This window comes from Microbacterium testaceum StLB037 (assembly GCF_008763945.1).
Lineage (GTDB): Bacteria > Actinomycetota > Actinomycetes > Actinomycetales > Microbacteriaceae > Microbacterium > Microbacterium testaceum_G.
In genome coordinates, this window is record NZ_VTQH01000002.1 from 202,109 (window position 1) to 215,140 (window position 13,032).

13 protein-coding genes are annotated in these 13,032 nt (G+C 69.8%); 3 read left to right on the forward strand and 10 right to left on the reverse strand.

Annotated elements, in window-relative coordinates:
- Position 1: 1 nt before the first annotated feature.
- The 3 genes from F9B98_RS09595 (at position 2) to F9B98_RS09605 (ending at position 2,714) form a co-directional block, all read left to right on the forward strand.
- Positions 2–319: a dioxygenase gene (locus tag F9B98_RS09595; protein ID WP_225310298.1), complete on the forward strand. Its 318-nt coding sequence runs from the start codon at positions 2–4 to the stop codon at positions 317–319.
- Positions 320–451: 132 nt separating this feature from the next.
- Entirely contained in the window at positions 452–2,086 is a 1,635-nt protein-coding gene (locus F9B98_RS09600; RefSeq protein WP_150956537.1) for a DUF349 domain-containing protein, read from the forward strand.
- A gap of 64 nt (positions 2,087–2,150) precedes the next feature.
- Complete coding sequence (locus F9B98_RS09605) at positions 2,151–2,714, forward strand: hypothetical protein (RefSeq protein WP_150956540.1); 564 nt, start codon at positions 2,151–2,153, stop codon at positions 2,712–2,714.
- Positions 2,715–2,726: 12 nt separating this feature from the next.
- On the opposite strand, the gene F9B98_RS09610 is transcribed toward F9B98_RS09605, so the two are convergent.
- From F9B98_RS09610 to pdxS, 10 genes are all read right to left on the reverse strand, one after another.
- Positions 2,727–4,976 (reverse strand): RelA/SpoT family protein, encoded by a 2,250-nt coding sequence (locus F9B98_RS09610; protein WP_150956543.1) that lies wholly within the window; start codon positions 4,974–4,976, stop codon positions 2,727–2,729.
- Positions 4,977–5,117: 141 nt separating this feature from the next.
- Positions 5,118–6,104: a protein translocase subunit SecF gene (secF, locus tag F9B98_RS09615; protein ID WP_150956547.1), complete on the reverse strand. Its 987-nt coding sequence runs from the start codon at positions 6,102–6,104 to the stop codon at positions 5,118–5,120.
- Positions 6,104–7,813: a protein translocase subunit SecD gene (gene secD, locus F9B98_RS09620; RefSeq protein WP_150956551.1), complete on the reverse strand. Its 1,710-nt coding sequence runs from the start codon at positions 7,811–7,813 to the stop codon at positions 6,104–6,106. The genes secF and secD overlap by 1 nt, the downstream gene beginning before the upstream one ends.
- A 48-nt stretch (positions 7,814–7,861) precedes the next feature.
- Entirely contained in the window at positions 7,862–8,305 is a 444-nt protein-coding gene (locus tag F9B98_RS09625) for a preprotein translocase subunit YajC (RefSeq protein WP_150956554.1), read from the reverse strand.
- A gap of 80 nt (positions 8,306–8,385) precedes the next feature.
- Positions 8,386–9,432 carry a Holliday junction branch migration DNA helicase RuvB gene (gene ruvB, locus F9B98_RS09630; protein ID WP_150956557.1) on the reverse strand — a complete coding sequence of 349 codons (1,047 nt, stop codon included), beginning with the start codon at positions 9,430–9,432 and terminating at the stop codon, positions 8,386–8,388.
- Positions 9,425–10,045, reverse strand: coding sequence for a Holliday junction branch migration protein RuvA (ruvA, locus tag F9B98_RS09635; RefSeq protein ID WP_150956560.1), 621 nt, complete (start codon positions 10,043–10,045; stop codon positions 9,425–9,427). Before ruvA ends, ruvB begins: the two co-directional genes overlap by 8 nt.
- A gap of 9 nt (positions 10,046–10,054) precedes the next feature.
- Positions 10,055–10,657, reverse strand: a complete 603-nt coding sequence (gene ruvC, locus F9B98_RS09640) for a crossover junction endodeoxyribonuclease RuvC (protein ID WP_150956563.1) — start codon at positions 10,655–10,657, stop codon at positions 10,055–10,057.
- 48 nt (positions 10,658–10,705) lie between these two features.
- Positions 10,706–11,464 carry a YebC/PmpR family DNA-binding transcriptional regulator gene (locus F9B98_RS09645; protein ID WP_056231653.1) on the reverse strand — a complete coding sequence of 253 codons (759 nt, stop codon included), beginning with the start codon at positions 11,462–11,464 and terminating at the stop codon, positions 10,706–10,708.
- 10 nt (positions 11,465–11,474) lie between these two features.
- Entirely contained in the window at positions 11,475–12,095 is a 621-nt protein-coding gene (pdxT, locus tag F9B98_RS09650; RefSeq protein ID WP_150956565.1) for a pyridoxal 5'-phosphate synthase glutaminase subunit PdxT, read from the reverse strand.
- Positions 12,085–12,969, reverse strand: coding sequence for a pyridoxal 5'-phosphate synthase lyase subunit PdxS (gene pdxS / locus F9B98_RS09655; protein ID WP_191966756.1), 885 nt, complete (start codon positions 12,967–12,969; stop codon positions 12,085–12,087). Before pdxS ends, pdxT begins: the two co-directional genes overlap by 11 nt.
- Positions 12,970–13,032 lie beyond the last annotated feature (63 nt).

The following is a 13,032-nucleotide window of genomic DNA, read 5'->3' on the forward strand; positions in this document are numbered from 1 at the left end:
CGTGCCCGGACGGGCGGAGGAGGTCGATGTGGCGGCGCGCGGAAAAGACCGGCAGACACGCGAGCAGCGCGAGCGCGCTCGCGCCTACCGGGCACGGGTGGAGCTCCACGAGCGTCAGGGTCGGCGACGTCGGCGCGACAACCTGGTCGGTCTCGCTGTCGGACTCATCGTGATCGCCGGAGCGATCGGCGTGCAGACCGCGTACTTCGTCGCGGGCCCGGGGGCTCCGGAGCCGACGCCGTCGTCCACCGAGACCCCCGCGACGCCCGCGCCGACCGGGACCCCGGCGCCGCAGCCGTCGGAATCGACGACCCCCTGACCTCTCGGGCGACACCCACCGACCGATCGGGAGACGGGACGCGGCCCTCGATCCTGTGTCGGAGCGGCCGCGCGTACTAGGCTCGGAGGGTCCTTCTCCCCCAGGCGGTCCTGCCGCGATGAGGTGCTATCCGTGACTTCCGTCCCCACTCCCGAGACCTCCGACCCGCGCGACGACGCGAGCGCCGCCGAGGTCGATCCCACCGCTGCGACCTCGGTCGAGGCGGAGACCGACGCCCCCGTGGTCGAGGGGTCCTCCCCCGAAGACGTCGCCGCCCCCGCCGAGGAGGGTGCGGCCGACGACGCGCCGCTCGCAGATCCGTCGACGGATGCCGCTGAGCCCGAGGCCGACGCCGCCGCTACCGACGCCGCGCCCGCCGACGTCGACGCGCCCTCCGAACAAGCACCCACGGGCGACGACGCACCCGCCGAGGAAGCCCCGGCCGAGACCGTCGCCGAGGCGCCCACCGCCCAGCCCGCCGCCCCGCGTCCCGGCGCCCGCATCCCCGGACCGCCCCCGGGCAAGACCGCCTCCACGACGACCACGCAGCCCTGGGGCCGGGTCGACGACGAGGGCACCGTCTCGGTGCGCGAGGGCGAGGAGTGGCGCGTCGTGGGTCAGTACCCCGACGGCACCCCCGCCGAGGCGCTCGCCTACTACCAGCGCAAGTTCTCCGACCTCGCCGGCGAGGTCTCGCTGATCGAGACGCGTCACCGTCGCGGTGGTGCCTCGGCATCCGATCTGCGTTCGACCGCCAAGACCCTCCGTGCCAAGCTCGACGGTGCCGCCGCGGTGGGCGACCTCGCGGCCCTGATCGCCCGCGTCGACGCGCTGACCGCCGAGCTCGCCGAGGCGAGCGAGACCGAGGCCGTCGCTGCCAAGCAGGCCACCGAAGAAGCCGTGCGCGAGCGCACCGCCATTGTCGAAGAGGCCGAGGCCCTCGCCGCCCGCGACCCACAGACGGTGCAGTGGAAGCAGATGACGGCCGACATGACGGCCTTGTTCGACCGGTGGCAGGCCCACCAGCAGAACGGTCCGCGCCTGTCGAAGTCGACCGCGCAGCAGCTGTGGCGCCGCTTCCGCGACGCCCGCGCCACGGTCGACCGCCACCGTCGCGAGTTCTTCTCGTCGCTGGATGAGACGCACAAGGCGGCTCGTGAGGCGAAGACGCGTCTCGTCGAGCGCGCCGAGGCCCTCGCCCCGCGCGGCGAGGACGGCATCGGCGCCTACCGCGACCTGCTCGACGCCTGGAAGGCGTCGGGGCGTGCCGGCCGCAAGGTCGACGACGCGCTGTGGGCCCGCTTCAAGGCCGCCGGTGACGCGCTGTACGGTGCCCGCATCGAGCGCGAGTCCGCCGACGCCGAAGCCTCGAAGGAGAAGATCGAGCAGAAGCGCGTCCTCCTCGAGCAGGCGGCCCCCATCGTCGACGAGAAGAACCTCGCGACCGCTCGCCAGAAGCTCACGGCCATCCAGCGTCAGTGGGACGAGATCGGGCGCATCTTCCCGCGCGACAAGGAACGCGCTCTCGACGACGAGCTCCGCAAGATCGAGCAGAGCGTGCGCACGCGCGAGGATGCCGACTGGAAGCGCAACGACCCCGAGCAGAAGGCGCGCGCGAACGACATGACGCGCCAGCTGACCGACGCGATCGACAAGCTCGAGGCCGAGCTGGCCGACGCCGAGTCCCGCGGCGACAAGCGCGCCGCCGCTCAGGCATCGGAGGCCCTCGAAGCGCGTCGCACCTGGCTGCGCGCCCTCGGCGGCTGATCGGTTCTCCACAGGTCGACGGTTACGGCCGACACGGGCGACACCGCCCCGCCACACTGGCGGGATGGTGTCGCCCTTTCTGTACTTCCCCGGTGAGCGTCTCGCCCTGAGCGAGCTGCGGGCCGCGTGCCTCGACGGATTGCTCGTCCCCCTCGGCGAGGGCTTCATACCCGCCGACGCGGTCGAGACGGCGTGGATGCGGGCCCGCAGCCTCGCCCCACTCCTGGGCGACCGCTGGGTCGGGGCCCGGCTGACCGCCGCGTGGATCCATGGAGGGATGCCGACCGAGCCGAGGCGGCATCATCTGCAGCGCCTCGACGACACCCGTCGGCGCCCCCCGGGCGAGTGCGGCACGGTCTTCCACGACGTCCGGCTCCCGGCGGTCGACACGGTGTCCCTCGCGGGCGTACACCTCAGTACGGTGGGGCGTACGCTCGCCGATCTCGCCCGTTCCGATGAGGAGAGTCAGCGATCCGTCGCGCTCGCATGGGCCGCGGCCGACCCGGCGGCGCGCCGTGAGGCGGAGGCCTGGCTCGAGCGGCATCCGCGCTTCCCGTTCAGGCGTCGAGGCGATGCGCTGTTGGCGGACGCCCGCTCGGAAGGAGGCGGGATGCCGCTGGCGCGATGAGGCCGCGAGGGGTCAGGACGAGGTGACGCGGTACACGTCGTAGACCGCGTCGATGCGCCGCACGGCGTTGAGCACCCGGTCGAGGTGTACGGTGTCGCCCATCTCGAAGACGAACTTGCTCAGGGCGAGGCGGTCGTTCGTCGTCGATACCGTCGCCGAGAGGATGTTGACGTGGTGCTCGCTGAGCACACGGGTCACATCGCTCAATAGGCCTGAGCGATCGAGGGCCTCGACCTGGATCTGCACGAGGAAGACGCTCTTGGTGGTGGGCGCCCACTCCACGTCGATGAGACGGTCGGGCTCCTCCTTCAGCGCCTTGACGTTCGTGCAGTCGCCGCGGTGGACCGAGACGCCGCTGCCGCGCGTGACGAAGCCGACGATCTCGTCGCCCGGCACGGGCGTGCAGCACTTGGCGAGCTTCACGAGGATGTCGGGGGCACCGCGCACGAGCACGCCCGAGTCGCCCCCGCGCGGGGCGCGGCTGCGACCGACGGGGATGTCGATCGGCCCGGTGTTGGTCTCTTCGACGTTGACGAGAGCGGTTACCTTCTCGATCACCGACTGCGTGGACACGTGCCCCTCGCCGACGGCGGCGTACAGGGCGGACACGTCTTCGTAGTGGAAGAGGCGGGCGACCTCGGTGAAGGAGTCCTGGTTCATCAGGCGCTGCAGCGGCAGGTTCTGCCGACGCATGGCGCGGGCGATCGAGTCCTTGCCCTGCTCGATGGCCTCTTCGCGGCGCTCCTTCGTGAACCACCCGCGGATCTTGTTGCGCGCGCGGGTGCTCTTGACGAAGCCGAGCCAGTCCTGGCTGGGGCCGGCGTCGGGGTTCTTCGAGGTGAAGACCTCGACGACGTCGCCGCTCTGCAGCGTCGACTCCAGCGGCACCAGGCGGCCGTTGACCTTGGCCCCCATCGTGCGGTGGCCGATCTCGGTGTGCACGGCGTACGCGAAGTCGACGGGCGTCGCTCCGGTGGGAAGGCCCACCACGCGGCCCTTCGGCGTGAAGACGTAGACCTCTTTCGCGCCGATCTCGAAGCGCAGCGAGTCGAGGAACTCCCCCGGGTCGGCGGTCTCGGCCTGCCAGTCCGAGATGTGCGCGATCCACGCCATGTCGGCGTCGACGGCCTTGGCATCGGCCTTGCCGCCCGCCATGCGCTCCTTGTACTTCCAGTGCGCCGCGACACCGAACTCCGCCTGCTGGTGCATCTCGTTCGTGCGGATCTGGATCTCGACCGTGCGACCGCCCGGGCCGATCACCGTCGTGTGCAGCGACTGGTACAGGTTGAACTTGGGCGTGGCGATGTAGTCCTTGAAGCGCCCCGGCAGCGGCGTCCACCGCGCGTGGATCGCGCCGAGCACCGCGTAGCAGTCGCGCACGGTGCCGACGAGGATCCGGATGCCGATGAGGTCGTAGATGTCGTCGAACTCGCGACCGCGCACGACCATCTTCTGGTACACGGAATACAGCTGCTTGGGTCGGCCCATGACCCGCCCGCGCACGCGGAGTTCACGCAGGTCGGCGTCGACGGCGTCGATGACGTTCTGCACGTACTGCTCGCGCTGCGGGGTGCGCTGCTTGACCAGGCTGTCAATCTCGGCGTAGAGCTTCGGGTGCATGACCGCGAACGAGAGGTCTTCAAGCTCGCTCTTGATCGCCTGGATTCCGAGGCGGTGCGCGAGGGGCGCGTAGATCTCGAGGGTCTCGGTCGCTTTCTTCGCGGCCTTGTGCGGGGGCACGAAGCCCCAGGTTCGCGCATTGTGCAGGCGATCAGCGAGCTTGATCAGCAGCACGCGGATGTCTTTCGACATCGCCACGATCATCTTGCGGACCGTCTCGGCCTGCGCGCTGTCGCCGTACTTGACCTTGTCGAGCTTGGTCACGCCGTCGACGAGCATGGCGACCTCGTCGCCGAAGTCGGCGGCGAGCTCGTCGAGGGGGTAGCCCGTGTCTTCGACGGTGTCGTGGAGCAGCGCCGCGGCGATGGCCTTGGGGCCGAGGCCCAGCTCGGCGAGGATCTGCGCGACGGCGAGCGGGTGTGTGATGTACGGCTCGCCGCTCTGACGCTTCTGCCCGTCGTGCGCCTTGTCGGCGACGGCGTAGGCGCGCTCGATGATCGCGAGATCGCCCTTGGGGTGGTGCGTGCGCACCGTGCGCAGGAGCTTGTCGACGTCGTCGCGGCGAGCCGCGCGCGAGAAGATGCGCGGGACCAGACGTCGCAGAGAGGACGGCGGCGGCGCGGAGGACGTGGTCTCAGCCATCACCACCCCTTCCGTTCGGCCAGTCGATCAAGTCTATGCCCCGCGGCAGGGGTCCGAGTCGGAGCCCCGGGGTCGGAATCCCGGGGTCAGAGTCCCGAGGGCGGAATCCCGGGTTCGGACCCGAGGGGCGGGGCCCCGGCCTCAGGCCGGGACGCCCGCCTTCTCGCGAGCCGCCACCACGCGCGCGTCGCGCTGGGCGATCGGCTTCTCCTTCTCACGCAGCAGCGCGTACATCGGGACGGCGACGAACAGGGTCGAGTACGCGGCGACGATCGTTCCCACGAAGATCGACAGCGAGATGTCGCTCAGCGTGCGTGCGCCGAGCGGCACACCGATGAAGAGGATCGCGCCGACGGGGAGGATCGCGACGACCGTGGTGTTGATCGAGCGGATCAGCGTCTGGTTCGCGGCGAGGTTGACCGACTCCGCGAACGTGCGACCGGAGATCTCCCCGTCTTCCCGGGTGTTCTCTCTCACCTTGTCGAAGACGACAGTGGTGTCGTACAGCGCGTACGAGAGGATCGTGAGGAACCCGATGACCGCGGCCGGCGAGATCTCGAAACCGAAGACCGCGTAGACGCCGATCGTGATGACGAGGACGTCGACGAGGCCGATGATCGCGGCAACCGACATCTTCCAGGTGCGGAAGTACAGCGCCAGGATCAGGAACGTCAAAGCGAGGAAGATCGACAGACCCCAGAGCGACTGACGCGTGACGTCATTACCCCAGGTGGGGCCGATGAAGGAGTTCGTGATCTCCGAGGCCGGCACGTCGTACGCCGTCGCGAGGGCGGCCGAGACCGCCTGCGTCTGGTCGTTGTCGAGCTGGTCGGTCTGCACGCGCACCGACTGGTCGCTGATCGTGGTGACGCGAGTCGTGGCGTCGGGGACGACCGAGGTCACCGCCTGCGTGGCGAGGGCCTGGTCGAAGGTCGCCGGGTTCGAAACCGTGAACTGCGAACCGCCGGTGAACTCGATCGAGAACTGCACGGGGCGGATGAAGGGCACGAGGGCCGCACCGATCACCAGTACCGCGGCGATGATGAACCACAGGCGACGACGCTGCACGAACGGGAACGAGGTCTTGCCCGTGTAGAGGTCGTTGCCGAGCTGAGACATGGAGCGCATCAGTCGTCTCCCTCCTTCGTGGAGCGGCCATCGCCGCGGCTCGCGGCGGCCAGCTCGGCCTGCTTGCGCTCGGCGATCGTCTGGCGGCGCTGCGCCTCTCCGCGCGACTTCTTCGCGCGACCGGCGTCGACCACCGGCGCGCGGAACTCCGCACGACCGCGGTACACGGCGCCGAGAGCGTTGGGGTCCATGCCCGACAGCGGGTGACCGGAGCCGAAGAACCGCGTGCGGGCCAGCAGCTGCATGACCGGGTGGGTGAACAGGATGAAGATGAGGATGTCGATCGCGGTCGTGAGGCCGAGCGTGAACGCGAAGCCCTTCACCGTGGCGTCCGCGAGGATGTACAGCACGACGGCCGCGAGGATGTTGATCGACTTCGAGATGTAGATCGTGCGCTTGGCGCGCGACCAGCCGTCCTCGACGGCGGCGGTGATCGACTTGCCGTCGCGCAACTCGTCTCGTATTCGTTCGAAGTAGACGATGAACGAGTCGGCGGTGAAGCCGATGGTCACGATGAGGCCGGCCACACCGGCCAGCGACAGGCGGAATCCGGCGCGCCAAGCGAGGATGCACAGGGCCAGATAGGTCAGGACCGCCATCACGCCGAGGGAGGCGATGATCACCGTCCCGAGCGCTCGGTACACGATCAGCGAGTAGATCGCGACGAGCCCGAGGCCGATGAGACCGGCGATGAAGCCGACCTGCAGTTGCTGCGATCCGAGCGTCGCCGACACGGTGTCGGAGCTGACGACCTGGAAGCTCAGCGGCAGCGCGCCGTACTTGAGCTGGTCGGCGAGGGCCTTCGACGACTCCTGCGTGAACGAGCCGGTGATGCTGGGGCGACCGTCTACGATGATGCCGTTCATCGACGGGGCCGACAGCACCGAGCCGTCGAGCACGAACGCGAACTGGTTCAGCGGCGGCTGCGCGCCGTAGAGGCGCTGACTGATCTCGGCGAACTTCTGCGTGCCCTGGTCGTTGAAGACGAGGTTGACCGCCCACTGCCCTGTGTTCTGCTCCTGGCCGTTGGTCGCGTTCGAGATGTCGGTGCCGTCGAGCTCGACGGGGCCGAGGATGTACTTCTGCCCGTCGTTCGTCCCGCACGTGATCATCGGCTGGTCGGCCGGGGCCTGCGCGGGGTTGCTCGGCGGGTTCGCGCAGTCGTACGCGAGGAACTGCGCCTGCAGGGCCGGGGTGATGTACGCCGGGTCGCTCGCGTTGGTCGGCGAGGCGGTGGGCGTCGACGGCAGGTTCGGGTCGGGCGTCGGGTACGGCGTGGTCACGCCGTCCTGCCCCACGAACGTGGTCGCCGGCGAACCGGTGAAGAGCACCGGGCGCAGTTGAAGCTGAGCCGAGCTCTGGATGCGCTGACGCGTGGCCTCGTCGGCCTGGCCGGGGATCTGCACGACGATGTTGCGGCCACCCTCGGTGGCGACGTCGGCTTCACCCACGCCCGACGCGTCGACGCGCTGGCGGATGATCGTGACGGCCTGCGCCAGCTGTTCGCCGTCGGGCGCGGCGCCGTCGGTGGTCTGGGCTTGCAGGATGATCTGCGTACCGCCCTGGAGGTCGAGCGCGAGCTCGGGGGTCCAGGAACTGGCGTTGAACACGTACACGCCCAGCGCGTTGATGCCGAAGAGCACGCCGGTGATGGCGAGCAATCCGGTCAAAACGCGCCAGGCGTGACGGACGGGAGTCGAGGGCGCCACGGAGTCGGCTTTCTGTGCGGCGGTGAACGAAAAGGCGGGTGAGGGCGATCAGACCGCGGGGCGGTCCTTGTCGTCGCGCTCGGCGTCGGCGGCGTGCTGGCGGGCAGCGCGCTGGTCGTCGCTGATCGAGGTGATGTCGCCGTCGGCGACACCGGCGACGTACTCGGCCTCGGTCTCTTCGGCTTCGATGTACTCGTCCTCGGTCACGGTGCCCGCAGCGGAGTCGACGATGCGGAGGATCGCCTGGCTGTGCACCTTGATGACCACGCCGGGCGCGATCTCGACGTGCGCGGGCTTGTCGAGGTCTTCACCGTCGTACTCGACGATGGTGCCGTAGAGCCCGCCCTGCAGCAGCACCTCGGCGCCGGGGACCGTCTCGCGGGCCTTCTGCTCGAGCTCGGCCTTCTGCTTCTTCATGCGACGGCGGGAGCTCAGGAACATGAAGACGAGCAGGCCCGCGAACAGAATGAGCAGGAGGAAACTGGAGTCCATGGAGGCGGTGCACCTTTCAGATCAGGCGCGCCGTGCGGCACTGCCTAGCGTGGGTCGGGGAATCCCCCGCCGAGTATAGGTCATGACCCCTGGCTGAACCGGAGCATGCCGTCGGGATGGGGGGCGCCGAGGTGGTCGTACGCCTCGGGAGTGGCCACGCGTCCGCGGGGCGTGCGGCCCATGAATCCGATGCGCACGAGGTAGGGCTCGACGACGGATTCGATGGTCTCGGGCTCTTCTCCCACCGCCACGGCGAGGGTGCTGAGCCCCACCGGTCCCCCGCGGAACCGGCGAACGAGGGCGTCGAGGACGGCTCGGTCGAGGCGGTCGAGCCCGATGGCATCCACGTCGTACAGATCGAGGGCGGCGCCGACCGTCCGCACATCGGCGTGCCCCTCGTCGGTACCGGTCGAGGGTCCGTTGACGACGAGGTAGTCGCGCACGCGCCGGAGCAGTCGGTTCGCGATACGCGGCGTCCCCCGCGAGCGACGGGCGATCTCGGAGCGCGCGTTGCCCGGAAGACCGACGTCGAGCATGGATGCCGAGCGCGACACGACCCGCTCCAGCTCTTCCGGCTCGTAATACTCGAGGTGGGCGGTGAAACCGAACCGATCCCGGAGGGGATTCGGCAGCAGCCCCGCGCGTGTCGTGGCCCCCACCAGGGTGAACGGGGCGAGGTCGAGGGGGATGCTGGTCGCACCCGCGCCCTTTCCGACCATGATGTCGATGCGGAAGTCCTCCATCGCGAGGTACAGCATCTCTTCGGCCGAGCGTGCCATGCGGTGGATCTCGTCGATGAAGAGCACCTCCCCCGGCGTGAGCGACGACAGCAGGGCCGCGAGGTCGCCCGCGTGCTGGATCGCGGGACCGCTCGACAAGCGCAGCGGCCGCCCGCTCTCGTGGGCGACGATCATCGCGAGGGTGGTCTTGCCGAGCCCCGGAGGACCCGAGAGCAGGATGTGGTCGGGCGAGCGCTGTTGGATCCGCGCGGCGTCGAGCAGCAGCTGCAGCTGTCCGCGCACCTTCTGCTGGCCGACGAACTCCGCGAGCGAGGTGGGACGCAGCGCGCCCTCGATCGCGAGTTCGACCTCGTCGTCGGGGGTACCGGCGTCTCGGACGTCAGCCACTCACGCTCTCCTTGCGGGCGGGGCCCAGCAGGGCGAGCGTGAGTCGGAGCAACGACTGGACCGAGGCGCGGTCGGCTTCGGAGGCGATTTCGGCGACGGATGCCACGGCCTCGGCCGCCGTCCGTTCCGTCCAACCCAGGCCCACGAGGGCCTGCGTGACCTGTACGGGCACCTGGCCGTGCGGTGAGGTGGCTGCGGGAGCCGCGGACGGCGCGACCTGCAGCTTGCCGGCGAGCTGCACGACGATGAGCTTCGCGGTCTTCGGGCCGATGCCCGAGACCCGGCGGAACGGGGCGTCGTCGTCGTCGGCCACCGCCTGGGCGATCTGCGGCACGGTGAGCGACGACAGCACCCCGAGGGCAGACTTCGGGCCGACGCCGGTGACGCTGATCAGCTGCGTGAAGACGGTGAGCTCTTCGCGGGTTTCGAAGCCGAAGAGCGACAGGGCGTCCTCGCGCACGATGAGGTTCGTGTGCAGGTGGACGTCGTCGCCGACGTGCACCGTGCGCGCGAGCTGAGCGGTGACCGAGACGGAGAAGCCGACTCCTCCGACCACGATGATCAACGAGTCGTCGGCGACGTGAGCCGCCGTTCCGTGCAGCGAGGAGATCATCCCGACAGCCTACGCGCCGGTTCGTACATGTGTTCGAGCGACACGCGTCGGCGGGGTGCGCTTCTTCTCGGCATCCCTCCACGCCTTCTGTGCGGGGGTCAGCGCATCCTCGCCCGAGGCGGCGACCGCTCCCCCGCGCCAGGCGTGGCACAGGGCGATGGCCAGGGCATCGGCGGCGTCCGCGGGCTGGGGAAGCGCATCGAGCCGCAGCACTCGAGCCACCATCGTCTGCACCTGCAGCTTGTCGGCGGAGCCGTATCCGGTGATAGCGGCCTTCACCTCGCTGGGGGTGTGGGTCGCGGCGGTCAGGCCGTGCTCGGCGGCGAGCAGCAGCGCGATGCCGCTGGCCTGGGCCGTGCCCATCACCGAGTGCCGGTTGTTCTGGGCGAAGACCCGCTCGACGGCGACGACGTGCGGCTGGTGGGTGACGAGGACCTCGCGGATGCCGGCGGCGATCGCCGCGAGACGCTTCTCGATCGGATCGCCCGGCGCGGAACGCGCGACACCCACGTGCACGAGGGATGCCGTGCGGTTGGGCGAGACGTCGACGACCCCGATGCCGCAGCGGGTCAGGCCGGGGTCTATTCCGAGGACGCGGAGGGAACGAGACACGGCCCCCACGCTAAGCGCAGGGGCCGTGTCGCGATCGAGGGCGCGCCCTTACTCGTCGTTCTCGAGCTCGGCCTGCACCTCGGCGCTCATGTCGAAGTTCGTGTAGACGTTCTGCACGTCGTCGCTGTCTTCGAGGGCGTCGATGAGGCGGAACACCTTGCGGGCGGTGTCGGCGTCGACCTCCACCTTGAGCGAGGGGACGAACTCGACGTCGGCGGAGTCGTACTCGATGCCGGCATCCTGCAGCGCGCTGCGCACCGACACGAGGTCGGAGGCCTCGGTGATGACGCCGAAGCCGTCGCCGTGCGGCTCGACCTCTTCGGCGCCCGCCTCGAGGACGGCGAGCATGACGTCGTCTTCGGTCGTGCCCTCGGAGGGGACCACGATGACGCCCTTGCGGCTGAAGTTGTAGGCGACGCTGCCCGGGTCGGCGAGGGTGCCGCCGTTACGGCTGAGGGCGGTGCGCACCTCGGCCGCGGCGCGGTTCTTGTTGTCGGTCAGACACTCGATGAGGAAGGCCACACCGTTGGGTCCGTAGCCCTCGTACATGATCGAGGAGTACTCGACGGCTTCGCCGCCGATACCGGCACCGCGCTTGATGGCGCGGTCGATGTTGTCTTTGGGGACCGAGGTCTTCTTCGCCTTGAGGACGGCGTCGAAGAGGGTGGGGTTGCCCTGGAGGTCGGCTCCACCGAGCTTCGCCGCGACCTCGATGTTCTTGATGAGCTTGGCCCACGACTTGGCGCGACGGGAGTCGATGACCGCCTTCTTGTGTTTGGTCGTGGCCCATTTGGAGTGTCCGGACATAGCTTCCAGTCTAGAGCGCGGGGGCACGGATGCCGCGTCTGGCGGCGACGTGGTCGAGGAAGCGGCGGTGAAACCGTGTCTCCCCCGTCGATTCGGGGTGGAACGCGGTGCCGAGCAGTGCACCCTGCTCGATCGCCACGACGCGCCCGTCGGCGAGGGTCGCCAGGGGCGTGGCATCCGGACCCCACTCCACCACGGCGGGCGCACGGATGAAGACGGCGTGGACCGGCGGGTCGCCCAGGGCGGGGACGTCGAGGTCGGTCTCGAACGAGGCGGTCTGGCTGCCGAAGACGTTGCGGGCGACGCGCGCGTCGATGCCGCCGAAGGTGCGCTGACCGGTGATCGCGCCGTCGATGCGGTCGGCGAGCAGGATGAGTCCCGCGCACGTGCCGTACATGGGCATCCCGTCGGCGATCGCCGCACGGATCGGGTCGAACAGGGCGAAGGCGCGTGCGAGCTTGTCGATCACGCTCGACTCGCCGCCGGGAAGGACCAGGCCCTCCACGGCGGCGAGCTCCTCGGGCCGACGCACGGGTCGCGCGTCGGCGCCGAGGGCGGTCAACACCGCGAGGTGCTCGCGCACATCGCCCTGGAGGGCGAGAACGCCGACGCGCGGGGTGTTACCAGCCACGCTCGGCCAGGCGGTGCGGGGCGGGGAGGTCGGCGACGTTGATGCCGACCATCGCCTCGCCGAGCCCACGCGAGGCGTCGGCCACGACCTTGGGGTCATCGTGGAAGGTGGTGGCCTTCACGATCGCCGCCGCGCGCTGAGCCGGGTTGCCCGACTTGAAGATGCCCGAGCCGACGAACACGCCGTCGGCGCCGAGCTGCATCATCATGGCGGCGTCGGCCGGAGTGGCCACTCCCCCGGCGGTGAAGAGCACGACGGGGAGCTCGCCGGTCTCGGCGATCTCGGCGACGAGGTCGTAGGGGGCCTGCAGCTCCTTGGCCGCGACGTAGAGCTCGTCCTTCGTCTTGGCGCGGAAGGCGTTGATCTCGCTGCGGATCGTGCGGATGTGCTTGGTGGCCTCGGACACGTCTCCGGTGCCCGCCTCGCCCTTGGAGCGGATCATCGCCGCGCCCTCGGTGATGCGACGCAGGGCCTCGCCGAGGTTCGTCGCGCCGCAGACGAAGGGGACGGTGAAGTTCCACTTGTCGATGTGGTTGACGTAGTCGGCGGGCGAGAGAACCTCGGACTCGTCGATGTAGTCGACGCCGAGCTCCTGCAGGATCTGCGCCTCGACGAAGTGGCCGATGCGGGCCTTCGCCATGACGGGGATCGAGACCGACGCGATGATGTCGTCGATCAGGTCGGGGTCGCTCATGCGGGCGACGCCGCCCTGGGCGCGGATGTCTGCGGGCACGCGCTCGAGCGCCATGACGGCGACGGCGCCGGCGTCTTCGGCGATGCGGGCCTGCTCGGCGGTGACGACGTCCATGATGACGCCGCCCTTGAGCATCTCGGCGAGACCGCGCTTGACGCGGGAGGTTCCGGTGTCGGTCATGTCCACTCCGTTCCGCACCGTGGGTGCGCGTTCCGCGCTTCGGGGCGCGATTCATTGGCTTAG

Bases quoted from the DNA above. Each gene is read 5' to 3' on its own strand.
- F9B98_RS09605 (WP_150956540.1), top strand. From the start codon at position 2,151: ATGGTGTCGCCCTTTCTGTACTTCCCCGGTGAGCGTCTCGCCCTGAGC.
- F9B98_RS09610 (WP_150956543.1), bottom strand. From the start codon at position 4,976: ATGGCTGAGACCACGTCCTCCGCGCCGCCGCCGTCCTCTCTGCGACGT.
- secF (WP_150956547.1), bottom strand. From the start codon at position 6,104: ATGCGCTCCATGTCTCAGCTCGGCAACGACCTCTACACGGGCAAGACC.
- F9B98_RS09625 (WP_150956554.1), bottom strand. From the start codon at position 8,305: ATGGACTCCAGTTTCCTCCTGCTCATTCTGTTCGCGGGCCTGCTCGTC.
- ruvA (WP_150956560.1), bottom strand. From the start codon at position 10,045: ATGATCTCCTCGCTGCACGGAACGGCGGCTCACGTCGCCGACGACTCG.
- F9B98_RS09645 (WP_056231653.1), bottom strand. From the start codon at position 11,464: ATGTCCGGACACTCCAAATGGGCCACGACCAAACACAAGAAGGCGGTC.
- pdxS (WP_191966756.1), bottom strand. From the start codon at position 12,969: ATGACCGACACCGGAACCTCCCGCGTCAAGCGCGGTCTCGCCGAGATG.